The 26,461-nt window shown below is 33.9% G+C and carries 29 protein-coding genes, 2 pseudogenes and 1 riboswitch; of the genes and pseudogenes, 2 read left to right on the top strand and 29 right to left on the bottom strand.

Annotated features, from left to right (window positions below; all coding sequences use genetic code 11):
• Window positions 1–79 precede the first annotated feature (79 nt).
• The 13 genes from copZ to I4N53_RS05020 all read right to left on the bottom strand — a co-directional run bounded on the left by copZ (window position 80) and on the right by I4N53_RS05020 (window position 12,867).
• A complete protein-coding gene (gene copZ, locus I4N53_RS05080; RefSeq protein WP_013150594.1) occupies window positions 80–304 on the bottom strand; it encodes a copper chaperone CopZ in 225 nt (74 codons plus the stop codon).
• Window positions 305–374: 70 nt separating this feature from the next.
• Window positions 375–1,010, bottom strand: coding sequence for a VTT domain-containing protein (locus I4N53_RS05075; protein ID WP_013150595.1), 636 nt, complete (start codon window positions 1,008–1,010; stop codon window positions 375–377).
• A gap of 87 nt (window positions 1,011–1,097) precedes the next feature.
• Window positions 1,098–1,454, bottom strand: coding sequence for a DUF134 domain-containing protein (locus tag I4N53_RS05070; protein WP_214495751.1), 357 nt, complete (start codon window positions 1,452–1,454; stop codon window positions 1,098–1,100).
• A 132-nt stretch (window positions 1,455–1,586) separates the two neighbouring features.
• Entirely contained in the window at window positions 1,587–2,273 is a 687-nt protein-coding gene (locus I4N53_RS05065) for an anaerobic ribonucleoside-triphosphate reductase activating protein (protein ID WP_013150597.1), read from the bottom strand.
• Complete coding sequence (locus I4N53_RS05060; RefSeq protein ID WP_214495750.1) at window positions 2,270–4,348, bottom strand: ribonucleoside triphosphate reductase; 2,079 nt, start codon at window positions 4,346–4,348, stop codon at window positions 2,270–2,272. Before I4N53_RS05060 ends, I4N53_RS05065 begins: the two co-directional genes overlap by 4 nt.
• A gap of 386 nt (window positions 4,349–4,734) precedes the next feature.
• The gene (locus I4N53_RS05055; RefSeq protein WP_028991887.1) at window positions 4,735–5,679 is read right to left on the bottom strand and encodes an ABC transporter permease; all 945 of its coding nucleotides are present in this window, start codon (window positions 5,677–5,679) and stop codon (window positions 4,735–4,737) included.
• Window position 5,680: 1 nt separating this feature from the next.
• Complete coding sequence (locus I4N53_RS05050; protein ID WP_013150600.1) at window positions 5,681–6,619, bottom strand: ABC transporter ATP-binding protein; 939 nt, start codon at window positions 6,617–6,619, stop codon at window positions 5,681–5,683.
• Window positions 6,620–6,621: 2 nt separating this feature from the next.
• Window positions 6,622–7,776, bottom strand: coding sequence for an NEW3 domain-containing protein (locus tag I4N53_RS05045; protein WP_214495749.1), 1,155 nt, complete (start codon window positions 7,774–7,776; stop codon window positions 6,622–6,624).
• 156 nt (window positions 7,777–7,932) lie between these two features.
• Window positions 7,933–8,349, bottom strand: coding sequence for a tRNA (N6-threonylcarbamoyladenosine(37)-N6)-methyltransferase TrmO (gene tsaA / locus I4N53_RS05040; protein ID WP_013150602.1), 417 nt, complete (start codon window positions 8,347–8,349; stop codon window positions 7,933–7,935).
• 23 nt (window positions 8,350–8,372) lie between these two features.
• On the bottom strand, window positions 8,373–9,125 hold the full coding sequence (locus I4N53_RS05035; protein ID WP_214495748.1) for an ABC transporter ATP-binding protein: 753 nt from the start codon (window positions 9,123–9,125) through the stop codon (window positions 8,373–8,375).
• The gene (locus I4N53_RS05030) at window positions 9,122–10,186 is read right to left on the bottom strand and encodes an iron ABC transporter permease (protein ID WP_214495747.1); all 1,065 of its coding nucleotides are present in this window, start codon (window positions 10,184–10,186) and stop codon (window positions 9,122–9,124) included. The genes I4N53_RS05035 and I4N53_RS05030 overlap by 4 nt, the downstream gene beginning before the upstream one ends.
• Window positions 10,187–10,246: 60 nt before the next feature.
• The gene (locus I4N53_RS05025; protein WP_214495746.1) at window positions 10,247–11,383 is read right to left on the bottom strand and encodes an ABC transporter substrate-binding protein; all 1,137 of its coding nucleotides are present in this window, start codon (window positions 11,381–11,383) and stop codon (window positions 10,247–10,249) included.
• A 143-nt stretch (window positions 11,384–11,526) separates the two neighbouring features.
• Window positions 11,527–12,867 (bottom strand): FAD-dependent oxidoreductase, encoded by a 1,341-nt coding sequence (locus I4N53_RS05020; RefSeq protein WP_214495798.1) that lies wholly within the window; start codon window positions 12,865–12,867, stop codon window positions 11,527–11,529.
• Window positions 12,868–13,065: 198 nt separating this feature from the next.
• Between I4N53_RS05020 and I4N53_RS12345 the strand changes: the two are divergent.
• A pseudogene (locus tag I4N53_RS12345) lies at window positions 13,066–13,224 on the top strand ([FeFe] hydrogenase H-cluster radical SAM maturase HydE); the annotation flags it as partial.
• On the opposite strand, the gene I4N53_RS05015 reads toward I4N53_RS12345, so the two are convergent.
• The 4 genes from I4N53_RS05015 to I4N53_RS05000 form a co-directional block, all read right to left on the bottom strand.
• Window positions 13,150–14,055, bottom strand: coding sequence for an ATP-binding protein (locus I4N53_RS05015; RefSeq protein ID WP_255549715.1), 906 nt, complete (start codon window positions 14,053–14,055; stop codon window positions 13,150–13,152). The pseudogene I4N53_RS12345 and the gene I4N53_RS05015 sit on opposite strands and share 75 nt — an antisense overlap.
• A complete protein-coding gene (locus I4N53_RS05010) occupies window positions 14,052–14,900 on the bottom strand; it encodes an ATP-binding protein (protein WP_012995650.1) in 849 nt (282 codons plus the stop codon). The genes I4N53_RS05015 and I4N53_RS05010 overlap by 4 nt, the downstream gene beginning before the upstream one ends.
• 14 nt (window positions 14,901–14,914) lie before the next feature.
• On the bottom strand, window positions 14,915–15,277 hold the full coding sequence (locus tag I4N53_RS05005) for a NifB/NifX family molybdenum-iron cluster-binding protein (RefSeq protein ID WP_214495745.1): 363 nt from the start codon (window positions 15,275–15,277) through the stop codon (window positions 14,915–14,917).
• A gap of 194 nt (window positions 15,278–15,471) precedes the next feature.
• Entirely contained in the window at window positions 15,472–15,831 is a 360-nt protein-coding gene (locus I4N53_RS05000) for a DUF5320 domain-containing protein (RefSeq protein ID WP_003870834.1), read from the bottom strand.
• 188 nt (window positions 15,832–16,019) lie between these two features.
• On the opposite strand from I4N53_RS05000, the pseudogene I4N53_RS12650 reads away from it, so the two are divergent.
• Window positions 16,020–16,169: pseudogene (locus I4N53_RS12650) on the top strand (SAM-dependent methyltransferase); the annotation flags it as partial.
• A 17-nt stretch (window positions 16,170–16,186) separates the two neighbouring features.
• On the opposite strand, the gene I4N53_RS04995 reads toward I4N53_RS12650, so the two are convergent.
• The 12 genes from I4N53_RS04995 to I4N53_RS04945 form a co-directional block, all read right to left on the bottom strand.
• A complete protein-coding gene (locus I4N53_RS04995; protein WP_009052722.1) occupies window positions 16,187–16,612 on the bottom strand; it encodes a hypothetical protein in 426 nt (141 codons plus the stop codon).
• A 53-nt stretch (window positions 16,613–16,665) separates the two neighbouring features.
• Window positions 16,666–16,788, bottom strand: coding sequence for a hypothetical protein (locus I4N53_RS12340; RefSeq protein WP_255549714.1), 123 nt, complete (start codon window positions 16,786–16,788; stop codon window positions 16,666–16,668).
• Between the two features lie 94 nt (window positions 16,789–16,882).
• Window positions 16,883–17,959 carry a bis-aminopropyl spermidine synthase family protein gene (locus I4N53_RS04990; RefSeq protein ID WP_214495744.1) on the bottom strand — a complete coding sequence of 359 codons (1,077 nt, stop codon included), beginning with the start codon at window positions 17,957–17,959 and terminating at the stop codon, window positions 16,883–16,885.
• A 143-nt stretch (window positions 17,960–18,102) separates the two neighbouring features.
• Window positions 18,103–19,077: a LacI family DNA-binding transcriptional regulator gene (locus I4N53_RS04985; protein ID WP_003868037.1), complete on the bottom strand. Its 975-nt coding sequence runs from the start codon at window positions 19,075–19,077 to the stop codon at window positions 18,103–18,105.
• A gap of 156 nt (window positions 19,078–19,233) precedes the next feature.
• The gene (locus I4N53_RS04980) at window positions 19,234–20,202 is read right to left on the bottom strand and encodes a carbohydrate kinase (protein ID WP_214495743.1); all 969 of its coding nucleotides are present in this window, start codon (window positions 20,200–20,202) and stop codon (window positions 19,234–19,236) included.
• Window positions 20,203–20,268: 66 nt separating this feature from the next.
• Window positions 20,269–21,744 carry a glycoside hydrolase family 32 protein gene (locus I4N53_RS04975; RefSeq protein WP_214495742.1) on the bottom strand — a complete coding sequence of 492 codons (1,476 nt, stop codon included), beginning with the start codon at window positions 21,742–21,744 and terminating at the stop codon, window positions 20,269–20,271.
• A gap of 19 nt (window positions 21,745–21,763) precedes the next feature.
• Window positions 21,764–22,591 carry a carbohydrate ABC transporter permease gene (locus I4N53_RS04970; RefSeq protein ID WP_012269102.1) on the bottom strand — a complete coding sequence of 276 codons (828 nt, stop codon included), beginning with the start codon at window positions 22,589–22,591 and terminating at the stop codon, window positions 21,764–21,766.
• A complete protein-coding gene (locus I4N53_RS04965; protein WP_029688262.1) occupies window positions 22,591–23,475 on the bottom strand; it encodes a carbohydrate ABC transporter permease in 885 nt (294 codons plus the stop codon). The genes I4N53_RS04970 and I4N53_RS04965 overlap by 1 nt, the downstream gene beginning before the upstream one ends.
• Window positions 23,476–23,555: 80 nt before the next feature.
• Window positions 23,556–24,881 (bottom strand): ABC transporter substrate-binding protein, encoded by a 1,326-nt coding sequence (locus tag I4N53_RS04960; RefSeq protein ID WP_214495741.1) that lies wholly within the window; start codon window positions 24,879–24,881, stop codon window positions 23,556–23,558.
• A gap of 50 nt (window positions 24,882–24,931) precedes the next feature.
• On the bottom strand, window positions 24,932–25,450 hold the full coding sequence (locus tag I4N53_RS12335; RefSeq protein WP_255549713.1) for a DUF6062 family protein: 519 nt from the start codon (window positions 25,448–25,450) through the stop codon (window positions 24,932–24,934).
• A gap of 53 nt (window positions 25,451–25,503) precedes the next feature.
• Window positions 25,504–25,563, bottom strand: a riboswitch (Fluoride riboswitch).
• A gap of 131 nt (window positions 25,564–25,694) precedes the next feature.
• Window positions 25,695–25,997, bottom strand: a complete 303-nt coding sequence (locus I4N53_RS04950) for a nucleotidyltransferase family protein (protein ID WP_214495740.1) — start codon at window positions 25,995–25,997, stop codon at window positions 25,695–25,697.
• A gap of 2 nt (window positions 25,998–25,999) precedes the next feature.
• A complete protein-coding gene (locus I4N53_RS04945; protein WP_013150616.1) occupies window positions 26,000–26,395 on the bottom strand; it encodes a nucleotidyltransferase substrate binding protein in 396 nt (131 codons plus the stop codon).
• Window positions 26,396–26,461: the final 66 nt, after the last annotated feature.

Raw genomic sequence — 26,461 nt, 5'->3', positions numbered from 1 at the left:
AAGTAAAAAGTTTGTCGAAAGCTGATTCATTTTTAAATCCTTCAACGCTTTTGTTCACTTTAAATTTTTAATAGCTATATTACACTTCATATCCTGTATCAATAATTGCTTTTTTCATATCATCTATAGAAACTTTGGAAGGATCATAAGTTACCGTAACATTTCCTTTGTCAAGGTCAACAACAGCTTTTGATACACCATTTAACTTTTTTAGTGCACTTTCGACAGACATTTTGCAATGGTTACATGTCATCCCCTTAACATTTAATATAATAGTTTCACCTTTAGGTCCAAACCAGCCCATAACTCCTATACTCCTTTCATAAATTTAAAGTATTATATATGGCAGTACATAATTTGTAAAAGTTCTTGACTCAACGTTTTTTTCTATTTAAAAAGCTTACAATTGGGGGCATTAGAGATATAACAATTATCGCAATTGTTACAAATCCAAAATGGTCTTTTACTATCTGCAAATTTCCAAAATAATAACCTCCTAAAGTAAAAAGTAGAACCCACAGTGCTCCACCTAATGCATTGTAAAACAAAAACTTAAAATACCTCATTTCCCCAATCCCTGCTACAAAGGGTACAAAAGTTCTAATAATTGGTATAAACCTTCCTATAACAATAGTAAAAGAACCATACTTTTCATAAAAACTACGAGCTTCTATCAAATGCTCTTTTTTAATTAATTTTAAATTTTCTCTTTCATAAATCTTTTCCCCGACAAATTTTCCTATGTGATAGTTTGCCGTATCTCCCAATATTGCAGCAGATGCTAAAAGCATAATCACATAAAATACATTTAAGCTGCCAATTGCCGCAAACGTCCCTGCAGCAAAAAGAAGAGAATCTCCTGGTAAAAAAGGAGTTATTACAAAGCCAGTTTCAAAAAAAATTATAAAAAACAAAATGCTGTAAGTCCAGGCACCATACATTTGTATAATGTTACCCAAATACCTATCAAGATGCAATATAATATCAATGAAATCTTTTATAAGGTCCATCTCCTCCATCCTTTCATATATATAGTAATTCTAATTCACAGCATTAATTATACTATATATATGAAAGGTCTTGTAAAAATATATGAATCAATCTTCTCCACCCCAATAGCTATGCCTATGGCGCATACCTCTATGGCATCTTTGTTCTTCATTATAAACCCTGTAATTGCCACCTTCCACCCTTATCGCTTTGCCATTGACTAAAGCATCAGCTACCTTTTGTCTAGCAGAACTTATTATTCTAAAAAAGGTGGGTCTTGACACTTTCATCATATCAGCACATTCCTCTTGCTCTAAACCTTCCAAATCCTTAAGCCTTATAGCTTCCAATTCCTCTACTGTTAGTATAACTTCAGCTAACATAGACATAGGGACGCCAACAGGTTTAAAATGCGTCACGTTTGGTTCACTTCTAACCCATCTACATTTTGGAGGTCTTGGCATTTTATCACACCCTATTGTTTAATAAATGACGATTACTTTTATTTTACACTTTTTAAAAAAAAATATCAATCCTTCATAAAAGAATGGTCCGTATAAACATTCGGTCTGTCGATCTCCCTCGGTTTTTACCTCTTATTCTCTTATTAATATCTCACCAAAATTTCCATTTAGTTTTTCTTTTATTTTTTTCAAAAAGCTAATATTACAATCTTGAATTCCACTCCTCTTCTTATCCAATACTCCTTCCTCATACTTGTACCTTTGTAAAACATACCTTTTCGCAGGAGAAATCCAATCAGCTAAAGCCTCAAAATCTTCTAAAGTAAGTAGTTTGTCATTTACAGTAGTTCTAAATTCGTAATCTATATCAGAATTTTTAATTATCTCTACACTTTTTTGAACATTATCTATATCTTTTTTGTTTTTTAAAAATATGCCATATTTTTCTATTGGTGCTTTTATATCCATAGCTATATAATCGAGCAATCCTTCATCTATTAAATTTTCTAACACTTGTGGTCTTGATCCATTAGTGTCAAGCTTAACACTAAAATTTAAATCCTTTATATCTTTTATAAAATCTTCTAATCCTTTCCAAAGAGTAGGTTCTCCGCCTGTAATACACACTCCTTCTATCAAATTTGCTCTCTTTTTAAGATAATCAAAAAACTCCTTTTCACTCCGCATACCTTCCCTTATTTGAATTAAATAAGAGTTATGGCAGTAAGGACACTTAAAATTGCAGCCACTTACAAAAACAGTGGCTGCAATTTTTCCTGGGAAATCAACAAAAGAAACAGGCATAAAGTCGTATATCATATGACAAATTCCTTTCTGTCTTTAAACTCTTTTTTCTTTCCTTCATTCCAATTTTTTACTGGCCTATAGTACCCTACAACTCGACTGTAAACTTCACATTCTTTTCCACAGTAAGGGCATTCATAATACTCTCCTGATATATAACCATGGTCTTCACATATAGAGAAAGTTGGAGTTATAGTATAGTAAGGAATTCTATAATTATAAGCTATCTTTTTGACTAGAGCTTTGCAGGCAGTCACATCGTTTATACTTTCTCCAATAAATCCGTGAAATACTGTACCTCCTGTGTATTTTGTCTGTAACTCCTCTTGTAAGTCAAGAGCAGCAAATATATCTTCAGTAAAGTCTACAGGAAGCTGTGTAGAATTAGTGTAGTAAGGCACATCGCTACCTGCAGTTATTATATCAGGAAATAATTCTTTATCTTTTTTAGCCAATCTATAGGAAGCTCCTTCTGCAGGGGAAGCTTCTAAATTGTACATGAAATTAGATTCTAATTGATATTGTTCTAATTTATGCCTCATAAAATCCAATACTTCAATGGCAAATTTCCTTCCTTCTTCACTGGCTATGCTTACTCCCATGAAATTTAATAGTGCCTCATTCATCCCAATGAGCCCTATCGTGTTAAAATGGTTTTGCCAGTAAAATCCAAATCTCTTTTTTATATCTCTCAAGTAAAATTTCGAATAAGGATACAATCCCATTTCAGTCATTTTCTCCAAAACTTCTCTTTTTATTTCAAGGCTTGTTTTTGCAATATCCATAAGCCTTTCTAACCTTTGGAAAAACTCTTCTTTTGATTTAGATAAATACCCAATTCTTGGCATATTTATAGTTACAACTCCTATTGAACCTGTAAGAGGATTCGCTCCAAAAAGCCCCCCTCCTCGCTTTCTTAATTCTCTGTTGTCCAACCTCAACCGACAGCACATCGATCTCACATCATTGGGATCTAAATCACTATTTACAAAGTTGCTAAAATAGGGCAAACCGTACTTCGCAGTCATTTCCATTATTTTATCTATGACAGGACTATCCCAGTCAAAATTTTTTGTTATATTATAAGTGGGTATTGGAAAAGTAAATATCCTGCCGCTGGCATCTCCCTCCATCATGACTTCTGCAAAAGCCATATTTAGCATATCCATTTCTTTTTGAAATTCTTTATATGTTTTATCCATCAATTGACCGCCAATTATAACAGGTTCATCTGCCATAATTTCTGGTATCACAAGGTCCATAGTTATGTTTGTAAAAGGAGTTTGAAATCCTACTCTTGTAGGAACATTTATGTTAAATATAAACTCCTGTAAAGCTTGCTTAACCTCTTTGTAAGAAAGATTATCGTAATATATAAAAGGCGCTAAATAAGTATCAAAGTTGGAAAAAGCTTGAGCTCCTGCTGCTTCCCCTTGAAGTGTATAGAAAAAGTTGACAATCTGCCCAAGAGCAGACCTAAAGTGCTTTGGAGGTTTGCTTTGAACTTTTCCTTCTACTCCTGTAAATCCAGAAAGAAGTAAATCTCTTAAATCCCATCCACAGCAATACACAGATAAAAGGCCTAAGTCATGAATGTGCAAATCTCCGTTTACGTGGGCATCTCTAACTTCTGGAGGATATATTTTGTTTAACCAATAATGAGCTGTTATCGTACTGGAGATATGATTATTTAAACCTTGAAGTGAATAACTCATATTGCTATTTTCATTTACTCTCCAGTCCAATTTTCCTATGTATTCATCCACCATTTTTTCAATATCCATAAACATCTTTTTAAACTCTCTTATGTCTTGATGCTGTTTCCTGTACAAAATATAGGCTTTTGCCGCTTTAGCATGACCACGCTTTATTAAATATTGTTCTACAATATCTTGAATTTGTTCCACACTAGCTATTCCTTCTAAATTCTTTTCAACATAATTAGTAACCTCATCTGCTATTTCTACTGCTTGTTTATATTCCCCTTCCCCCACTGCTTTAAAAGCTTTATATATAGCATTTACAATTTTAGATTTATCAAATTCAACCTCTTTCCCATTTCTTTTTATAACTTTCATAGTAATTTCCATATTTTATACCTCCATTTCATTTCATCATCACAGTGGCGGGACCGTGCAGGACTTTCACCACACTTCCATTTTAACCCAATTTTAAAGTCAAAATTGGGCACCTCTAATTGAAAGTATTAATTTTTGCTACAAAATATGGTATACATAATCGCATTCACCTCAATATATAGTATAACATTGCTTCATAACCTTGTCAATAAAAAATAATTTTTTAACATCTTTTTTTGTAAAGTATATTTCTTTGCATTTACCACATATTCTAAAAAGACCTAGTTCTCCATAATATATGGCAGGACTTTAATATTCGTTTATACTACCACAATATTTGCAAAATAAATGAACATGAATTTTTTTGTTAAAATGCCAATATAAAATGGACATCCGCTTTATCTTCCGCGGATGTCCTGCTTCATAAAAAGTGTAAAGGAAATGCCAAACAAAGCAACACTTATAGCGATAAGCCCTGCAATATGCGGCCAAATGAGTAAAAGGCTTTGTTCAAATGCAATAGGAGATGGAATAGCACCAACTAATTGTTCTACTGTAAGAGGTCCTAGCGCTCTAACATTAGGAGAAAGCAAAGTGGTGATTGCCTCCTGATACAAAATATTAGGAGAAAGCCGTAATAAATACTGATGCGTATGCATCTGTTGTAATACTACTTGCGGTGCTCCCTCTGGATTAGACGGCACAATTATATTAACAATCATTTCATAAAACAGTGTAAAAAATAGCCATATCGCAATACTAGCCAGTAGTGAAGTAGCCGATTGTCTGAAATATATTGAAAAGAGAATAGCAAGGCTCAACCATACTGCCACATATAAAGAAGTAACAAGTAAAAATACAACAATTCTTAATACTTCTTCAATAGTTGGAGGTATTCCAAAAAAAAGTATTCCTAATCCCATTACAAATAATCCTAAAGCAATGAAAAACGTAGTAATTACAAAAAGAGAAGCAAGCCACTTAGACAATATCACATCATCCCGATATATTGGCTGAGCAAGTAATCGAAGAAGAGTTCCTTTATTTTTCTCCCCATTTATTGCATCAAACGCCATACCAATTCCCAAAAGGGGTGCTAAAAAACCTACAAAAGCAATAAAGGAAGGAAGTTTCCCGTCAGAAACTGTAAAAATTTTCAAAAATAAATTTACGTCACCAATTGGAGTCTCCGCTTTTGGCACTGCATCCCTAATCGTCATAGCTGCAGTATAAATTGATGCCATAGCAGTAAGAAAAATTAGTGCTAGCAATATATTAAACCTCCAGCTGTGAATGTGATCAGAAACTTCTTTTTTGACTAACACATAAAGTGAGTGGCGCATTTTACTGCACCCCCTCAAAGTAGCAATGGTAAATATCGTCAAGTCCATAGACTTTAGGTTGAATCCGATGTAACTCATATCCCTTGTTTACAACCACAGCTGCTATTTGTGGTGCCACGTCCTTATTGGCATTTATAACTAATGTCTTATCCTCTCTTTCCACTTTTGTTACACCTTCTATTTTAGAAATAATTTCAATTATCTTATCGTCATTAGGCGCTACAACTGCTTCAAAAGTGTAAAGTTCAGAAAAAAATAGCTTTTTGGCCAATTCACTAATGGTACCTTGTGCAATCAAGCGTCCCTTTACAAAAATCCCCACTCTGTCACATATTTCTTGAACTTGATGGAGATGGTGAGAAGAAAGCAACACTGTTATTCCTTCTTCTTTGCTAAGTTCTCTAATAAGATTGAGGAATTCTCTCATTCCTTCAGGGTCAAGCCCTAAAGTAGGTTCATCTAAAATTATCATTTTAGGTTTTTTTATCAATGCATCAGCTAAACCTAATCTCTGACGCATACCACGGGAATAAGCACCAACTTTTTTGTTTATCGCTTCTTTCAATCCGACACGATTTAAAAGTTCTTCTGCAGTCTTATGGGCTTTACCATCTTCCATTCCATTTAACCGTGCGGTAAGAATTAAATTTTCTAAGCCCGTCATATCGTCATAAAATCCCACGTCTTCGGGCAAATATCCTACCCACTTTTTTACTTTTAAAGGTTCACGCGTGGCATTAATACCTAAAACCTTTGCTTCTCCTTGGGTAGGTTCCACTAAACCTAATATCATGAGAATTGTGGTAGTTTTGCCAGCACCATTCGGCCCTAAAAGGCCAAAAACTTCACCTGTCTTAACAGTCAAGTTTAAATGGTCAACAGCAGGCTGAGTGCCATAAATTTTTGTTAAATTAATAAGTTCTATTACAGCCTCAGCCACAGTTACCGCCTCCCGTACTTTTGAATCAAGTAATATAACCCACCAATGACTCCTGCAATAATAATTACAGCCACAATTCCCCACCATAAACTGGTTTTAACAGTTACTCTAAAAACAGCTTCATTACTTGCTTCAGGAGTAGAAGCTCTCATGGTAACTACGTAATCCCCTGCTATTGCTTTTTTATCCGCATGAATAATTGCAACAACCTCTTTGGTCTCTCCAGGGGCAAGAGTATCTATTGTTTGTGGTTCAAAAGTCACCTCCCAATCAACAGGAGTATCAGCTGAAAAGTTTATTTTCGCTAATTGAGCTGAACCTGTATTTTTTACCTGTAGAATTACTTTTCTATCACCACCAGCAATTACATCTGTAGATAAAACACCAGAAGGTGTGCTCAATTCAATGCCATAGGTGCCGCGAATAACTACCTCTAATGTGAGAGAAGCGCTAGTGTTTTTCGTATGTGCTTTTATTGGAATCTTGTAAGTACCTGCTTTTATTTGGGAAGGCGGATTGATAGAAACCTGGATTATCTTTTGACTATTAGGCTCGACAGAAACAGAAGTGACCTCTTTTCCTTCAACAGTAAATTGCACGTTCCATCCTGCCTGAACATCTGCAGTAAGTGCGTAAGTTTGGTTTTCAGGAGTTCTGTTCTTTAACTTGACTTCATAAGTAAAAGTAGATTTGTTGGTACCTTCCATATTTGGCTGATCGCTGGTAAGCTCTGTTTGATATGTCCCTTGTTCTGTTACATTTACAGTCAAAGTAAGAACTGGCAAACCTGCAGCAAGCAACACAATATTATATGAGCCTTTGTTAATTTTTAAAGGAACATCCACGGTTAAATTAACAGTCTGAGTTTCATTTGGTTTCACGGAAATTTCTTCGATTTTCCAACCTCCAGCGGTCAATGTTGTTTGCCAATCTTTTGGAGCTTTTACACTTAAGGGAATATTTTTGATTTGAGTAGATTTATTTTGGATATCTATGTTGTAAGAAATAGAATCTCCTGGGGTAACGGCAATATTAATATAAGGAGTGTAAAAGGTAACACCGGAAATGTCAGCATAAGCAAAACTGCCCAAACTATAATAGAATAATATTACAAATGAAATAACAGCAATTATGTTTTTTGAAAATTTCTTATTCAATGCAATCCCTCCTACAACAATTTAAAAAATGATAAAACCTATGTTGTAGGTAGCAAATATTTAATGTGTAAACGTTTTATACAATTAACCACCCCCTGTTTTTATTTTAGATTGACAAAAAAACTTCTGTCAATATATTAGACATAAGTATGTATACTACAACGTATCCTCAGGACCTTTTATACTGTCAAGTTCATAAACATAAGGTTTTATATCAAGTATAGGACTCCCATCTAAGGCATCTACTCCTTTTACATAGAGTTTATTTCCTTCAACTTTTATAACGTCAGCAACACAAAAAGCTATAGGATTTGGCCGTGAAGGAGACCGTGTAGCAAACACTCCTTTTACCTCTGGTCCCCAAGGTGTGACTGTCTTTAAAACATCCCGTTTTCCTAAATGGCACCAATAAAGCACAATTATGTGCTTTTTGCTCTCAATATCACAAAGCCCATCTACAAATTCCGGATATATTTCTAAAACTGCTTCTTTATCAGACATTCTCCCTTGCTTTGGCGCATCTCCTCTTTTTTTATAAGGACTGCGAATAATTCCTATTGGTATTAAATCCAAGCTAAACTACCCCTTTCTACAATTTAGAGTGGTATAACTATTGGTATATTACGGTATTTTTCCACTGCAACAGGTATACCATAAACAGCTTTTATATTTTCTTCCGTCATGACTTCCATTCCACCATAGGCAAAAATGGTGTTATCTTTTAAAAGTAAAAATTTATCAGAAAATCTAAGTGCCAAATTCAAATCATGGATTATAACAATTGCTGCTATATTTTGCTCTTTCACTGTCTCTTTCACAATTCTTAAAACCTCGATTTGGTTTTTTAAATCCAAATTATTTGTCGGCTCATCCAAAAGCATTACAATAGGTTGCTGTGCCAATGCCCTTGCTATGACCACTTTTTGCAATTCTCCTCCACTTAACTCACTTAAATAACGCAGTGATAACTTTTCTAAGTCAAATTTTTTTAATACCTCATTTACAATCTTTATATCCCTTTCAGTCACATCCCACTTTATATGAGGTTTTCTTCCTAAAAGTACCGCATCAAATACAGTAAATCGACCATTCTCATTCCTTTGAGCCACATAACCTATCCTTTTAGCTACTTCTATTCTACTTAATTTTGAAATTTCATCTTTTTCGATATATATCGTCCCTTTGTGAGGCTTTAAAATTTTATTTATACACTTCAAAAGAGTAGACTTACCAGCCCCATTGTTTCCTAAGATAGAAAGGAATTCTCCTCTTTGAAGAGTAAATTTAACATCTTTTAAAACAGGTACACTGGTATAGCTGAATTCAATACCATCTATATCCAAAATCATCTCTTATACCCCCTTGAAAGCACATAGAGGAAAATCGGTGCTCCCAAAAAGGAGGTTATAGCTCCCACAGGTAACACTACCGGAGAAATAATAGTTCTGCCTAAAGTGTCTGATGCTAAAAGTATTAAACCTCCCATTACAGAAGAAGCAGGAATTAAAAATCTATGGTCTCCTCCAATTAATCTCCTCATTATGTGAGGCCCAACAAGTCCAATAAAGCCTATAATTCCTACAAAGGAGGTAATAACGGCAGCAATTAAAGAAGAGACAAACATGCCCAATAATCTTACTCTTTCCACGTCAACTCCAAGGCCTTTTGCCGTTTCTTCTCCACTGTCTAAAGCATTATAGTTCCATCTGTTAAACATAAAATATATCAGAGAAATGCCTACAACTACAGACATTATACCTAAATCCTTCCATGATGCCCTTCCTATATCTCCAAAAGTCCAAAAAACTACAGAAGCCACTTTTACATCATCAGCAAAATACTGCAAAATCATAGTAACAGCTGAAAACAAAGACCCTAAAGCTACTCCTGCCAAAACCATAGCCTCAGGAGTTACTCTAAAACTTTTTGCCAACATCAATACGACTATTGTCGAACCCATAGAACCCAAAAAAGCAAAAAAGACTACTAAATATGGATTATTTACAATCACTGAATCAGGGTTTGTAGTACTACCCGCTCCAAATACAATGATAGCTACTGCCGCTCCAAAAGCAGCCCCTTGTGAAATACCTAAAGTAAAAGGAGAAGCTAGGGGGTTTCTCAGAATGCTTTGGGTTACACATCCTGCAACAGATAAACCAATTCCCGCCACAATTGCTGATAAAATTCTTGGGAACCTAATGTTCCAAACTATGATATGAAATCTTTTTTCTCCCTTACCTAATAATGCTTTTATGACATCATAAGTACTAATACCAGCAGAACCTGCATTTATAGCATATATTGCAAGTACAAGCGTAGCCAAAGCTATCAAAGATATAATCAATATTTTTCTTTTTATGTATTTATTGTAGCTATCCGGTACAGTATATATAAAGGACTGTCTCAAGGCTTCATCCCCTTATCTTTGTAATTCCCCCCACTTTTAGTGGGGGAATTTTATTATCCACTAAAACTTAATTTTTTCAAAGCCACCGTACACTTCTTTCATCTTGTCATAAACACCTTTTCCAGCTTCTCCAAAGAATAAAGTGTAAATTTCCTTAGCCTTTTCTGCAGGGTCAATATCTTTAAATTGTTCAGGATAAAGGACTTTCCCTACCCAATAAGAATCTGCTAAAGCTGTATCAATATTTGTATTATACTGATTGTAAGGTAAAATCCCATAAACATTGTCATTTTTTACTGCCTTTAAGTTTTTATAAAAGTCCGGATTCTTCTGATAATCCTGTTTTACCAAGTCAAAATTTCCTTCATCAATGAATATTATATCAGGATTCCAATCTAATAATTTTTCTCTTTCTATCATGATACTTCCTTTTTGTCCTAAAGTATCAGCTACATTTTTTGCATTTACAGCCATAAAAGGCGGATAATTCCCTTGTGTACTCTCTATACCGTGTGCACCTTTAAATCCTAGTGCACCTATATAAACGGTTGGCTTTTTATCCTCTGGTATATCCTTTGTCCTGTCCTGTAAATCTTTTTGAATTCCTTTGATGTAGTCAACTACTTCTTTAGCTCTATCCTCTTTTCCCATAATCTTTCCTATAATCTCTAATGAGGTATATACATCCTCTTCAAAAGTCCCGAGTTTGCCATAGCTTAAAACTACCACAGGAATTCCTGTTTTGGCCTGCAAGTCATCAGCTTTGGCTTTGTCGAGCAAAGATATCACAAAAATAACGTCAGGATTTACTTCAACTAATTTCTCTGCATCTGCTGTAGAATCAGGACCACCTTGTCCAATAGTAGGAAGTTGAGCTAATTTCTCTTGAAAAATCATATTGTAGGTTCTACCATCTACAAGTTTTTTCTCTATATTTTCTACTCCTGCGACTCTATCAATCCCATCTATATAGGTTATAAGTCTTAAAGCTCCTGGACCTATCCCTACAACTTTATGTACTGGGGTCTTTATCTCTACCTGTCTTCCAACTAAATCTGTAACTGTTTGAACTGTTTCCTTGGAAGTTTGAGAAGTTTGAGATTGATTTTGTGAAGCTTTACTACAAGCTGTCAAAGAAATGACAATCACTAACAAAATAGCAACTATTCCATTAAATTTTTTTAATTGTTTTGACACTAATTACCCCTCCATTATTGAACTTTTACTATTGTTTTTCCATCTATAATATAGTGTTACTTTTTTAAAAATTATAACACGAAAAAAAAGAGAAAACAATAGGCGTTAAAAAAACAGACCAAATCTGGTCTGTTTAAAATTCTTTATATTTTTGACATAGCATCTAAAGCAGCTGAATTTATTGGGTATGACACAGGAGAAGATGTGAGTAGTGGATGTGTCGCCACTTGGAAGGTATTTAATTCTGACGCTGTTGTTCCTTTTTGTATTGCAAGACTTAAAATATTAATCATTTCACCAACATTTTCTCCTCCTGCTATTTGAGCTCCTAATATGACTCCAGAATATCTTGAGAAAATCAATTTTATATTTACATTTTTTGCATTAGGCAAAGTTCCAGGGTGTTTGTCCATTGTGTTAAACTTTCCAACCACTATATCAAAGCCTTCAGCTTTTGCTTGCGTTTCTGTAAGACCTGCAGCAGCAAAAGCAGTATTGTATATCTTTGTAGAAAAAGCACTTATTGTACCTTTATTTTCCCTAACCAATCTTAATTGAAATACATTTACACCTGCAATTTTTGCCTCATTAGCCGCAGTAGAGGCAAGAAGTATAGGAACATTCTTTCTTGTAAAGAAACACTTCTTTTCTGCACAGTCACCCACAGCAAATATATCTGGATCGTTAGTTCTCATGTACTCATCAACTACAATTGCTCCTCTTTCATTGAGTTTTATACCTGCTTCTTCTGCCAACTTAGTATTTGGTTTTACGCCCATAGCTAATATCACAACATCAGCTTTTATCTTTTCTCCTGTATCCAATTCTACTTCTTTTACTTTAGTATCTCCTACAAGTTTTGTAACTTTTGTGTTTGTTTTTACTGTTATACCGTGATCTTTTAATGTAGCCTCCACCATATCACTATATTCAGGGTCAAAGGCTTGCCATAAAAGCTTGTCAGCAACCTCAATTATTGTTACATTTTTGCCAAGAAGTTGCACCTGCTCTGCCATTTCAACACCAATAAATCCACCACCAATTACTACAATATCCTGAGCCTCGTTAATCTTTTGCTGAACAAATTTTAAGTATTCTTCGTCTTTTTTTATTGTCAATACATTCTCTAAGTCATGCCCTGGTATAAAAGTAGGAACTATTGGCAAAGAACCTGTCGCTAAAATTAGTTTTTTGTAGGAAATTTCTCCACTCTTTTTTGCATTAACTTTTTTGTTTTCCCTATCAATTGAAACAACTTCATCCATTATTATATCAATACCGGCATTGGTAAGCATTGTATCAGCTATAACATTTTTAGAAGTGTCTTTTAATGTTCCAAAAATGTACGGAATACCGCAAGGAACCATGACTTTCTCTGTCATTCTTACAACAGTAACCTTCTTATCTCTGTAGGTTTTTTTAGCGGATAAAGCGGTTAAAATACCACCTGCACTTCCTCCAATGACCAAAACATCAGTTTCTATCACTTCTATTACCTCCTATATCTTGTATTTTGTTAAAAACTACCCCTCCCCTCGTGGGTGCCCCTACATAAATTATAGGATTATTATAAATGTACGTCAATAAAACGTCAAAAATTTGTTAAGAAAATAATTTACCAATTTTATTGATTTTTTATTAACAATTACTTATACTAATTAAGGAAAGCGAGAGTGATATTCATGATAAATGAAAAAGATAACGATGTATTAATTGAAAAATTAGAGACGCAGCATGACATTGAGAAAGAAGAAATCGTAATGCTATTAGCATTGAAAGATCCTTCCAAGCTTTATCAAGCTGCAGATAGAGTTAGAAGAAAATATGTAGGAGATGATGTACCACATTTTATAAATTTGCTGGTAAGCAGTGCTGTCAGGATAACTACTTAAGCTTTGTAAATTTTTTAAAGCTTTTACAACTGTTTCATCAAAATCTATTTTCCCAACAACCACAATTTTGTTTTCCTCACAATATTTTTCTATTTGTTGTGATACTTCTTTATTTAAATCCCATTTATTGACACACACCACGGAAGGAACTTTAAAGCTTTCTATCGCTGACAATACTCTCTTCATATCAGCAAAACCAGAAAGTGTAGGTTCCGTAACAATTAATACTAAATCAACACCCGTAGCAGAAGCAAGGACAGGACACCCTATCCCTGGAGTGCCATCAATTATCAAATACTCATCGCTCTCATCACTTACTTCCTTCGCCTTCTTTCTCACCTCTGTCACCAATTTCCCTGAACCATCTGCTCCAGGAAAAAGCTCTGCATATACTACTTTTTCTCCCGACTTTGTCTTGGCATATATCACATGGCCTGTTTTTTCCTCTACCAATTTAATCGCTTCAACAGGGCATTTATACATGCAAAGGCCACAACCTTCACAATAATAAGGATTTACCTCAAAATTTGAAATAGCGCCAAACCTACAAAGTTCTTCGCAAAGTCCACATTCAATACATTTGTCTTTGTCAATTACTGCTGTCTCTTTGCCGTAAAAGTCTTGTTTTTCTATTATTTCTCCTTGTAAAACTATATTTAGGTTAGGAGCTTCTACGTCACAATCCGCCATAATCTTATTTTTAACAATGGTGCTCAAAGTAGCGGCAACTGTAGTCTTCCCTGTACCACCTTTTCCGCTTAAAATTGCCAACTGCTTCATTTTTTTATCAACTCCAATGCATCAGTTGTCAACTTCTCAAATATTTCTTTTACCTCTTCATCAACCTCAATCAATAATTTCCCTTTTGAATAGGCCTCTGCAAACTCTTTTTTAAAAGGAATCTTCGCTAAAACTTTTATCCCTTCTTTTTCGCAGTATTCCTCGATAATATTGTCTCCTTCCCCAGATTTATTAATAACAGCAGCCATAGGAATGCCCATCTGTTTTACAAGCTGCACCGCTAAGCCAAAGTCGTGCAAGCCATAAGGAGTAGGTTCTGTAACCAGAATACACAAATCGCTTCCTTCAATAGAATGTATAACTGGGCAGGAAGTCCCTGGCGGGCTATCCACTATTACAGGTCTATCTACATTCTCAATTAATTTATTAATCTCTTTTAAAATAGGCACTCCAGTGGCCTCACCATAATTTAATTTTCCGTCTATAAAATCTACGCTTTGGGCTTTGCCTTTTCTTATCGTACCAATAGGTTTATATTTTTCTACTATGGCATCATAAGGACACATCTCAAAACAAGCTTCACAGGAATGACATAAGTGGTCAAACACGAGAATTTTTTTGATTAATTTTGTCAAAGCTCCAAATCTGCAGGCTTTTACACACTCACCACATAATGTGCATTTGTCGGAGTTTATTTCAGGTATTATGACTTCAACCGTTTTTTCATCTTCTATTTGAGGATTTAAAAATAAATAGCCGTTGGGCTCTTCTACATCGCAATCAACATACACGCTATTATTAAAAGTTTTCGCAAGGTTGACAGAAACGGTTGTTTTCCCTGTCCCACCTTTACCACTCAATACAGAAATCTTGACTCTTCTCATCTTCAATGCTCCTTTTAATGATGGTGATGTCCTTGATTTGTCGCTTCTGTTATCTTTTCAAGGCTTCCATTTTTAAAAAGCTCTATGTTTGTTTTTACATCTCCTTCTATTGCTTTATAAACTGGAATTTCTGCTGCTTTAAATACTTCCATAGCATTTGGTCCTACATTGCTTGAGATGAGAACTTGCACGTCTTCATCTATAAGAGTCTGTGCCGCTTTAGTGCCCGCACCACTGCTTTGGGCTACTGCAGCGTTGTCAATAACTTTATAATCCATCGTCTCACTATCAACTATAATAAAATATTGAGCTCGTCCAAATCTTGAATCCACCTTAGCTTCAAGAGTTTTTCCTTCTGAGGAAATAGCTATTTTCATATTGCATCCTCCATTTCATTATTGACATATGTTACTTACATTTATTAATATATTATTATTTTTGTCATATGTCAATAAATTTATTAAACAAAAAGCGCACTTAATCTGTTTTACTATAACACTTTAGCCAAATTATATCAAATTAAAGCATAAAAATAAGCAGCCACTTGCGTGACTGCGACTTTTAAAACTAATTATTCCTCTTTTTTATCGTCTTTTTTCTCTAATTGGTCCAATCTTTCTTTTATATATTTTAATTGGTCTTCCAAATATTTTGCTTCAGCACTTAAAACATCTTTTTCATTTATATTGTAGCCAGGATATTGAGGATACCCATAACCATACCATCCTCTTGCCCAACCAGGAAGTCCTGTTAAATAGTACATATGTCTAAATCCTCTTCCTCTGCCGAACCAACCGAAGCCTCTGCCAAATCCCCAGTATGCTCCTACAGGATTTAAATAACCAGGTACATTATATCCTGAACAATATCCTAAGCCTCTTCCTGTTCTTGGGCCTAATCCCATTGGACCTGTTCCATCTCCTCTTGGCATATCAATCCCTCCTCTTTTTTATTTTGGTCATATGACCATTACCTAGTTATATAATATCACCGTTTTGGACTTATGTCAATAATATTTTACCCAAAAAATTTTTTATTGTGGAATTTTTAAATCCTTTAATCTGTATACTAAGGAAAAACTACAAGATGTAGATGCATTACATTTCGGTCATATGATGCGAAATAGTTGAGTTACTTTACGAGGCAGGTTTCAAAAATTTCAATTTCTCACAGACCATTTTTAAAAAACTTGATGAAATAAAAGAAAAAGAACCTGTAAGATATGGCTTTGGCAAAGGCTCCTTCATAGTAATAAGCGCTAAAAAATGACATTTGAGCTATGTTTTTTAAAGCAAAGCTTTTATTACGTTGTCTAAAAAATCCCCTTCTTTGGGTTGCGTATCCTCTTTTGATTCTATTTTTTCTATCAATGTACCTGATAAAACAATTTGCACATTTTGATTTCTATCCACAATTATTGAGATAGGTTCCAAAGCTCCGCTAAGTATACCTAAAATAACCATTATCTGTGAAGGGGTTAAGACTCCCTTCTTTTTTTCATCTCCTCCTTTTCCACCTGTGTTATCTTTTTCACCATTTTCCCCATTCCCTTTATCACCATTCCCTCCATCTACATCAGGATGTTCTCCACCTTCTTCGTTTTTATCCTCCTCCTTATTTCCTTTTTGACCATCCCCTTCGCTATTTTCCTTTAATCCTAGCTTTAATAGCAAATCTTTCAATTGGGATTCTAAATTATCCGATGAAAACATGTATTTTCTCCCCCTATAACTTTTATGTCATCTTATTGGCAGTGGAAAAATTATTATCGCTGGCTCTTCAGGTCTTGCATAACCAAACCAAAATAGAGAATCAACGAAAGTATAATTACAAGCAAATAAGCATTTAATCCTTCTTTTTCTTCTTTCATAGCGATCACTCTTTTCATAAAATTTTATATACTCATTCTTATATATGATTTTATAGTTTGTCTTGTGCTTGTACTGAATAATAAATATAGGCCTCCACATTAGTGTGGAAGCCTATGCTTTGTCTCCTTTGTAAATTAAAGCCTCTTCGTCTACGTATAATTCACAAGGTTTATATTCATTTTCAATTCCTTTTGAATCTTTTAAGGTCTCTATACGATACATAGAAGACCTGTACCAATTAAGTTTTGGCTCTACTTGCACAAATTCATATTGTTTACCTACTGTATTTAAAAGATAGTCCCAATTTACATAATGATTAAAGTTATGGATAATATCTGTCACTACCACTTTAAATTTACTTGCTAAAATTTGCTGGAAAACATTCCACTTTTCCAATGAGGCCTCTATCAACGTCAGTCCAAAATACCCCGCACACCCTTCTTTGGAAAGAGCAGAAATTCCTCTTCCTATGCAAATTTCCAAAGCTTCTATAGTCTCTGGCGGGTCAGTAATAAAAGTATCAAAATACCCTACATATTCCTCTGGTAGTTTGTCTCTAAAATCGTATTTCATAGCTTTTATAGGCAGATTATATTTATTTGCCACCTCATTGATGTATTCCACTAGTCTATCGTCTATTTCCATCACAACAATTTCCGTTGGCATACCTGAAAGTCCTGCTGCTATACTTACAAGGTCATCATCACCTAAAACTAAAAGCTTTTTCCCCTCTAAATCTCCTCTTTCAGCCATGAGAGCTATTCTGCCCACCACTGTTTGTGTCGTAACAAAACCTTGGTCATAATCACTAATAGCTTTTGGGCGATTTACTGTCACTTGGTCAAATTTTTTGATCAAGTCTTCTAATTTAGAAAAGTTTATCCCTCGTCCTTCACACGCGTGACAAGTATATGTTCTTTTTGGAGCTATTTTAAGACTCCCAAGATATTCTAAACCTTTAGAATTAAATTTTATATCTCCATTTTTCTCAACTTTCAACAAATTTCTTTGACGTAGTAACTCAATTATTTCTGCTACAACTGAAAAAGGTTTTTGAGATAAGGATATAATCTCCCAAAAATGCGGAGTTGCTGCAGCAGCTGACAATATTTTTTCTACATCTTTTGAGGAAGTCATAACCCCTGTTTTTTGGTAGATTTGGTGTGCTATATCTTGTAGATTTTCCATCTTCTCACCCCCATACTAGTATTGCTACAAGTTTTTTACACCTTCAAAATACCATACAGGGGTATATTCCATTTAAGCCAATATTTAGGCCAGCACATAAAATTATACATTTAATTGAATAAAAAAGTCAAGAGAGGTCAAAATTACGTAGTCTCCCTCTCTATCAGAGTTATAGGCAAAATATTTTCTTTTTCCACCTTTTCACCATCTATTTGGCGTAATATCAGTTCAATAGCTTTTCTTGCTATTTCTTTAATTGGTTGTCTTACGGTTGTTAAAGAGGGAACTACCAAATTAGCAACATTTATATCATCATAACCTACAATTTTCAAATCTTGAGGTATTTTTTTATTTAACTCTTTAGCCACACTTATTACAGAAGCAGCGATTAAGTCACTGCTGGCAAATATACCATCAATGTCTGGATGTTCTTTAAAAAGGCCTCTTACTATTTTTTTATATTCTTCTATTTCAAATCTATTTAACTTTGTTTCTACAACAAAATACTCAACATTCTCTTGTGTTGCTACCTCTTTAAACGCTTTATAACGGTTATTAGCCGGTGTATTCAAAATCAATGGTCCGCTTATGTGAGCGATTTTTTTACATCCCTTTTGTATCAAAAGTTTTGTAGCCAAAATTCCACCTTTATAATTGTCTGAAGCTACATAAGGTATATTGGAATAATATCTATCAATTGCCACTATAGGAAGTTTCACATTTAAATATTGCTCTGCTTCTAAGGTATGACTGCCAATAATTATACCATCAACTTGATGTCTTTTCAGCATATCTATATATCCTTTTTCTTTGCTACTATCTTGCCCAGAATTGCACAACAAAATTTTATAACCTTCTTGATAAGCATAATATTCTATATAACCGGTCAATTCTGCAAAAAAAGGATGTGATACATTAGGAATTAATAAACCTATTAAATAGGATTTTTTTCTGTATAAGGACCTTGCTAATTCGTTAGGCTGGTAATTTAATTCTTTCATCGCCTCATAGACTTTTTTTCTCGTTACCTCGCTTATATAACCTCTGTTATTTAAGACCCTTGATACAGTCGTAACAGTAACTCCTGCTTTTTTCGCTACGTCTTTTATAGTTGGCATGTCTATCACCTTCTATTACTACTTTTTATCTCCTCTTCTATTATACCTTTATCGTCATTACAATTAAAGTTTTCTTTGAGACAGTAAGTGTATTAAAATCGCTTTTCTTTCGCTTAATTTAGCCTACAAAATTTTTATATGGACTAATGGCATATTTTACAACGATTTTACACCATGTACTAGTAAATATTTTACTTCTTCTAATGTTGGCATTGCAGGAATTGCTCCTCTTTTAGTTGTGCATAGTCCACCGGTAGCATTAGCAAAGTCAATAATTTTTTCGAGTTCTTGAGTTTTTAATTTATCTAGGGGATAATCTATTTTTGATATATTATAAAGAACTCCTCCTAAAAATGCATCTCCAGCTCCTGTTGTATCTACCACATTTACACGATATGCAGGTATATGTCCTGTGCCCGATGTATGTCTATAATAACAACCTTTTGCTCCTAAAGTTACTAAAACTAGTTTTATCCCCATATCAAATAATATTTTGCTGCCATATTCCAAGTTTGATTCTCCAGTTAGAAATTGTAGCTCTTCTTCAGATAATTTCACTATATCTGCATATTGTAATCCCAAAGCCATTTCTTTTTTCGCAACAGTTTCATTTTTCCATAAAGGTGGTCTCCAATTAGGGTCATATGAAATAATTTTTTTATTTTGTTTTGCATATTCAACAGCTTTCAATGTGGCACTTTTTGAGGGTTCCTCTGTCATAGATAAAGACCCAAAATGAAATATTTTTCCTTTCTCTATTAAATCCAGTTCAATATCCTCTTCTTCCAACATTGTGTCAGCTCCCGGATTTCGATAAAAAGTAAAACTTCTGTCTCCTTTGTCATCAAGATGTACAAAAGCAAGAGTTGTATTTGCTTTTTTAGTAAATTTTAAACCATCTGTGTTAATTTGATTATTTTCAAGTACTTTTTTTAAAAAATATCCAAATTGGTCATCACCTACTTTACCTATAAAAGCACCTTTTCCTCCTAATTTTGTAACAGCAGTTAACACATTTGCAGGTGCTCCCCCAGGATTCATTTCAAATAGTGTATTTCCATTATCAGAAAACCCTGCAGGAGTAAAATCAATCAGCAACTCACCTAAAGCTATAACATCATACATTATAATCACCCCACACAGATTTTATTTTACACTGTGGTAACGCCCACTTTAAATTTATCAATAAATTTAATCTACAATAATATCCCATTTATTTAAATAATTAATTTTGCATTCCCCTTTGGAATATACAGATATATTTACCGAATCTTTGCTAGGATATATCCTTCCACTCATTACCTTTTCCCCATCATTAATAAATATCTCAACCGAACTTACATCTACAAATACTCTGAGTTTAAGTTTATTATTTTTTAAAGCTACATTTATTTTCCTTTCTCCTTTAGGTCCTATACCTGATTTATTGCGGTCAAATATAAATAATGATTCATCTCTTTTATATGATAAAATAGTTTCTTCATTGTCTCCTTTTCTTATTTTTAAACCAAATTCCTCTGCTTTACCCCCCTCAAACTCAACTTCAAGTTCATAACAGTCACCATATGTGTCTAACTTTTTTTCTCCATCTATCATTAAGTTTGTAAGCTTATAATGATTTTTTCTGTAGTTTTCTATTTCTTTAATCGGCCTAAAATATAATTTACCATTAGCCATTAAAATTTCCCTTGGTAATGTCATGGCTCCAGCCCAATTATGGCCTCTTTCCTGTGTTGGCATAACTTCCCCCCACATATCCATCCATGCAACCATAAGCCTTCTTCCGAATTTATCACTAGTAGTTTGTGGAGCATAAAAGTCAAATCCATAGTCAATCTGTTGATAACCATCAATATCAAACTTAAATATCCCTTTGTTTATGTCTAAATCTCCAATAAAATATATAGATGAGTGAGTACCATTAAAATCATTCCCTCTAGTCTTTATATGTTCTGTAGATACCATCAGTACATACTTACCTTGTAATTCAAATAAATCAGGACATTCCCAATTGTAACCTGTGTTTTCATTCCCTCTCGCAAGTATATTTACAAAATTCCAATATTTTAAATTTGTTGATTTATACAATAATACCTGCCCATGTCCCTTCCCATCATTTGAACCTAACATCATGTAATAATACTGTCCGTTCTTAAAAACTTTAGGGTCTCTAAAATCCTTTTTACTTGCTTCTTCTGGAATCTGCTTTTCTCCAATTACAGGATTTTTACTATATTTTACGAAATTAATGCCATCTTTCGAGTAAGCCAAATTTTGAACCTGCTTATAATCTTTACTCTTATCAGGTCCTGTATATATGTGTCCAGTATACAGTAAACATAACATATCATCTTTTTCAATGGCACTACCTGAAAAACACCCATCTTTGTCAAAATCATCTCCCGGCACTAACGCTATTGGAAGATAAGTCCATTTGACCAAATCCTTACTAATCGCATGCCCCCAATGCATTGGACCCCAAACTGCTTCATAAGGGTTGTGCTGATAAAACAAATGGTAATTACCTTTGTAATATATAAATCCATTAGGGTCATTAATCCAACCATATTCACCCATTAGATGGTATTTCAATCTATACTGTAAATTTAATCTACTCTTATTTGCTTGAATATACTTATTTGCATCATTTATATTTTTAAGTTCCAATTCTACTACCTCCAGACCTTTATTTTATTGAACCCTTTAAAACGCCTTCTATAATCTGCTTTTGCATTAGTAAATATACAATTATTACAGGAATTGTAGCTAACATAAGAGCTGCCATAGCAGGCCCATATTCAATCGTGTAAGTTCCATAAAAATAGAAAACAGATAGCGGTAAAGTTCTCTGCTCTGGTGCCATAAGTACTAAATATGGCAATAGAAAGTCATTCCATATCCATAATATATCCAATATAGCTATTGTTGTTGTTACTGGCTTTAAAAGCGGAAAAACAATTTTAAAGAAAGTCTGAAGCTGGCTGCATCCATCAATAGTAGCAGCTTCTTCTAATTCCAATGGTATACTCTTTATAAAACCGTGATACATAAATACAGCCAAAGATGCACCAAAACCTACATACATATAAATCAATGCCCATTTGCTATTCATCATCCCGATAGAACCATATATTTTTACAAGGGGTATCATTATCCCTTGGAAAGGAATAATCATAGACGCCACCATAAAAAAGAACATAAACTGATTGAACTTCCACTTTTTTCTCACAAATATATAAGCAGTCATTGATGACAGCAATGTAATCAAAAATACACTAAAAGCAGTTATAATCAAAGAATTCAAAAAAGCATGCATATAATTCATTTTTGTAAAAGCATCAATGTAATTGCTTAAATTCAGCACCGACGGAAGCTTGAGTGGGTTTTCTAGTATTTCCTTTCTCTCTTTAAAGGAATTAATTAAAACTATAAAAAATGGAAATATATAAAGTACCAAAAAAATACTTAAAGCAAAAAATTTTATTCCATTAAGTAGGCGATTATTCTTTTCCATCAATTTTCCACCTCCAGCTTTTTGCTAAAATACACTTGAAGCAACGTCACAGCCGCTACCACAAAAAAGAGGAAAAACGCCTCTGCTTGACCAATACCATACTGTTGACTTAAAAAAGCAGTGTTATATATATGAAGTGATATGAGTTCGGTGCTTTTGTAAGGCCCTCCATTTGTCAAAGCCAAGTTTATATCGTAAACCATAAACCCTCTTTGTAAAGTCAAAAAAACACTTATAGTAAAAGAAGGCGCCATTAACGGAAGTATTACATTTTTTAATCTTTGATAAAAATTTGCACCGTCTATACTTGCCGCCTCTAACAAATCTCTCGGTATATTCATAAAACCTGAAATATATATCACCATCATATAACCAGTATACTGCCAAACTGTCACAATAACCAAAGCCCAAAAAGCTTTGTCAGGATCTGACAGCCAAGAACCTGACAAAATCGGTATATCATATGATTTTCCTAAATATACTAAAATGTTTGAAAAAATAAATTGCCATATAAAGCCTAATAATATCCCGCCTATCAAATTGGGAGTAAAAAATCCTGCTCTAAAGAAATTTTGGCCTTTTACGCCACTTGTCAACATATATGCTAAGAAAAATGCTATAACGTTAATTAATATTACTGTGAAAAATACATATTTTAATGTCAATAAAAAAGATGTCCAAAATACTTTGTCTTTGAATGCTTGTAAATAATTTTGAAAACCTACAAAAGAATGTGTAGCAGAAATACCGTTCCAATCAGTAAAAGTTAAATATATTCCATATAAAAACGGTAGTATTATTACTGTGAGAAAAGCAAAGGTAGTAGGTCCTGCAAATATCAAGTACGTTTTGAGTTTAGCCAACAAAGTTTTTTCTTGATTCACATTCATATCCTCCTTCACTTTTATATTGAATAACGGATAGACAATAACATTCTATCCGTTATTCAATCAAACCTTACATATTATTGAATATTTTTCCAATAATTTTCTATTTCGTTAATCAAGCCTTTTCTGTCAATTTTGCCTGCCAAATACTTCTGCATTGAAGCTCCTAACTTTGACCAATGGTCAGGTGGCAATGTAGTATTAAACTCTAATTTTAATGTATTACTTTCCTTCATATATTGTCCTATAGATTTAGCCAAAGGATCTTGTGGCTCTAATGTTATATTTTTAAAAGCAGGTATAACATTGGCTTTGTTCACAAGAGCATCCTGTCCTGTCTGGCTGTAAACTAACCAATTCAAAAATTTCTTAGCGGCATCCTGTTGAACAGCATTGTTCTGTGTCTTATCTATTCCTATAAACTTCGATGGGCCTACAGCTATCTGTGAATTGCCATAATCCCCAGGATTATTGCTTATGGGCACAGGTATAAAGCCGTATTGTTCATTTGCAGTATCAAATTCTTTTATCTGTGGCCATGCCCAATTTCCCATAAACCAAAATCCAACTTCACCTTTACCAATAAGCTCTGGTCCTCTATCATAAGTCGGAGATAATGGATCATTTTTATCTATGTTGTACTTTTTCATCATGTCAAAAGTATCCATTAAACCATTAAACACTTTGTTATTTGCCAAATCAACTTTTCCAGCTTTTAAGTCTGATAAAAATTGAGCTACTTGTGCAGGATCTTTCGATTGAGCAGCATACGCTATTGTCAGAAAGTGTGCGCCTAAAGACCAATCCATTGGAGAAATTTCTAAAGCTTTGACACCAATTGCTTCTACTTTTTTAAATGCTTCTTCCAAAGCATCTCTCGTCCTTATAGAACTCGGATCAAAGTTTCCACCATAAGCTTTATCTAATACAGCTTTGTTGTAAATGAGCCCATACCCTTCAACTGCAAATGGGAATGCTATAACCTTCCCATCTACTCTGGCTACACTTAAAGTCCAATCGATCGCATCCTCAACCCATTTTTCTCCGCTTAGATCTAAAAATTTATCTTTGAATTTTGCTATATCACCCGGATCCAGCATCGCCATTGTCGGTGCATTACCAGATGCATACATAGCGGTAACCTTTTCAAAAGGTGACTGACCAGCCGCTGCAGGAATAACTTCTACAGTAATATTTGGATTTTCTTTTGTAAAAACTTTAGCTGCCTCTTCTAATTGAGCCTGAATTTCCCCCTTAGAATTTAGCAAAGTAATTTTTACAGTCTTTGTTGCCGTGACAGTACTATTACTTTCTCCATTATTGCTGCCTTTTGTATCACAGCCTGCCATGAGCGAAAAAACCAATGCAAACGTCAACATAATGGATAAAATTTTTCTTTTCATGACAATCCCCTTTCTTTGAAATCTTTTTAACTTACTTTTATTATACTTGATTAATTTTTATATGTCAACCGTTTGACATAAATTTTTTGATAAAATGTCAACCGTTTATAATACGGTTGACATTTTTGAAACTTATTAATATTATAATATCTTGCTATTTTATTAATTTGTTCAACTAATCGTTCTACCTTTTCTTTTTGGGAAAATTCAAATCGTAACTTAAAAACATTAGAGCCAGATTTAACTATCAGTAATTTCAAAAGAAATCCTAATCTTTTTTTCTTTAAAGATTTTCCTTTCTCCGTAATTTGCTGTAATTTATAAGTGACGTTCTCTTTTAATGCAATTGCCAAACCCAATTTATCATATGAATTATTCAATAATTCCAAATGATAATGGCAGAAATTTGTCTCTCTTATTTTGACATACATTTCAGGGTCTTTTAAAACCTCATCTTCAAACAAATGCTCACAATAGGCTTTTTCTTCGTCTTTTATAATCTTGCATATTGGACAACCTCCCTTATATTTTTCAAAAACCTCATACAATGGAATAAATTCTAACTTCATGCAAATCCCATCCTTCCTTCTATTGTCAAGATAAACAAAAATGGCTTCTACGAATGCGCGTAGAAGCCATCAGCCTTCACGGCAATTAGGTGAGCTTCATCACCTTATTCTACTTTTTATTTCCTATAATAATATTATATATTAACAAAAATACAAGTGAAAAGGCTACAGGTTAAAAACTGTTTTTAAATCTGCGTCAAACCATAAACTTTGCATATTTTGCCAACCAAATAATTTTACAGCTTTAACTACTCTCTTGTCTATATATCTCAATACCCTCTTTTAAAATATTTTCAAGCAGCTTATCATTATGCAATCTTCCAACTTCAACAATATCTACTTTATAAATCCCTACTGCTTCATCCACTTCAAAATAAAGCTCAGGGCTTAAGTCTTCTTCACTAAATATTGCTATATCAATATCTGACGCTGGTTTAAAGTCTCCTCTTGCACGAGAACCATAAATAACAACTCTTTTTATTTGCGGATATTTTTTAAATATATCTTTGAGGGAATCAATTAACTTATCACTAAGCCCAAATTTCATTATCAAATTCCACCTTCAATAGTTTTTGCCAAACTCTCAAGATGTTCCCAATAGAAATTTTTAATACGGTTGTAAATTTCAATCGCTCCTTCTTGATTATAAGTATGGCTTGAAAGATTCCTGTCTCTTATCATCGAAAGCCACACTTCACCATCCTCAACTATACCTGTTGCAAATGCCTCTTTAAAGATATCCCTTGGAAATTTAACATCATTACCACCTTTGTATTCTATAAATGCTTTCATCAGTTTCCACGCCAGTTCATAAGTAAACTCAAACCGCTTAATAACAGAATCATACACATATTGGTTTACTTTTTCCTCTTTAAGAGCTTCTTCTAAACGTGAAAGAGCTTTTTTATAATTACTGAGTTTCTCTCTTAATCTTTCTTCTGTCATAATAATAAAAAACCTCCCTCTATTATCTTTTATTTTCTCTTAATATCTTAGTTTTTCTTTAATTTT

The organism is Thermoanaerobacter sp. CM-CNRG TB177 (assembly GCF_018588165.1).
GTDB lineage: Bacteria > Bacillota > Thermoanaerobacteria > Thermoanaerobacterales > Thermoanaerobacteraceae > Thermoanaerobacter > Thermoanaerobacter thermocopriae.
Note: the sequence above shows the minus strand (reverse complement) of the source record. Positions and strands in the feature narration are given on the sequence as shown.

Bases quoted from the DNA above. Each gene is read 5' to 3' on its own strand.
- I4N53_RS04990 (WP_214495744.1), bottom strand. From the start codon at position 17,959: ATGGAAAATCTACAAGATATAGCACACCAAATCTACCAAAAAACAGGG.
- I4N53_RS05070 (WP_214495751.1), bottom strand. From the start codon at position 1,454: ATGCCAAGACCTCCAAAATGTAGATGGGTTAGAAGTGAACCAAACGTG.
- I4N53_RS05005 (WP_214495745.1), bottom strand. From the start codon at position 15,277: ATGAAAATAGCTATTTCCTCAGAAGGAAAAACTCTTGAAGCTAAGGTG.
- I4N53_RS05075 (WP_013150595.1), bottom strand. From the start codon at position 1,010: ATGGACCTTATAAAAGATTTCATTGATATTATATTGCATCTTGATAGG.
- I4N53_RS05010 (WP_012995650.1), bottom strand. From the start codon at position 14,900: ATGAGAAGAGTCAAGATTTCTGTATTGAGTGGTAAAGGTGGGACAGGG.
- I4N53_RS05035 (WP_214495748.1), bottom strand. From the start codon at position 9,125: ATGATTTTGGATATAGATGGTATTGAATTCAGCTATACCAGTGTACCT.
- copZ (WP_013150594.1), bottom strand. From the start codon at position 304: ATGGGCTGGTTTGGACCTAAAGGTGAAACTATTATATTAAATGTTAAG.
- I4N53_RS05015 (WP_255549715.1), bottom strand. From the start codon at position 14,055: ATGAAGCAGTTGGCAATTTTAAGCGGAAAAGGTGGTACAGGGAAGACT.
- I4N53_RS05065 (WP_013150597.1), bottom strand. From the start codon at position 2,273: ATGATATACGACTTTATGCCTGTTTCTTTTGTTGATTTCCCAGGAAAA.
- I4N53_RS04960 (WP_214495741.1), bottom strand. From the start codon at position 24,881: ATGAAAAGAAAAATTTTATCCATTATGTTGACGTTTGCATTGGTTTTT.
- I4N53_RS05060 (WP_214495750.1), bottom strand. From the start codon at position 4,348: ATGGAAATTACTATGAAAGTTATAAAAAGAAATGGGAAAGAGGTTGAA.
- I4N53_RS04950 (WP_214495740.1), bottom strand. From the start codon at position 25,997: ATGAAATTTGGGCTTAGTGATAAGTTAATTGATTCCCTCAAAGATATA.
- I4N53_RS04945 (WP_013150616.1), bottom strand. From the start codon at position 26,395: ATGACAGAAGAAAGATTAAGAGAGAAACTCAGTAATTATAAAAAAGCT.
- I4N53_RS04985 (WP_003868037.1), bottom strand. From the start codon at position 19,077: ATGCCAACTATAAAAGACGTAGCGAAAAAAGCAGGAGTTACTGTTACG.
- I4N53_RS05055 (WP_028991887.1), bottom strand. From the start codon at position 5,679: ATGCGCCACTCACTTTATGTGTTAGTCAAAAAAGAAGTTTCTGATCAC.
- I4N53_RS05000 (WP_003870834.1), bottom strand. From the start codon at position 15,831: ATGCCAAGAGGAGATGGAACAGGTCCAATGGGATTAGGCCCAAGAACA.
- I4N53_RS12340 (WP_255549714.1), bottom strand. From the start codon at position 16,788: ATGAAAAGAGTGATCGCTATGAAAGAAGAAAAAGAAGGATTAAATGCT.
- I4N53_RS04995 (WP_009052722.1), bottom strand. From the start codon at position 16,612: ATGTTTTCATCGGATAATTTAGAATCCCAATTGAAAGATTTGCTATTA.
- I4N53_RS04980 (WP_214495743.1), bottom strand. From the start codon at position 20,202: ATGTATGATGTTATAGCTTTAGGTGAGTTGCTGATTGATTTTACTCCT.
- I4N53_RS04970 (WP_012269102.1), bottom strand. From the start codon at position 22,591: ATGGAAAAGAATAATCGCCTACTTAATGGAATAAAATTTTTTGCTTTA.
- I4N53_RS12335 (WP_255549713.1), bottom strand. From the start codon at position 25,450: ATGAAGTTAGAATTTATTCCATTGTATGAGGTTTTTGAAAAATATAAG.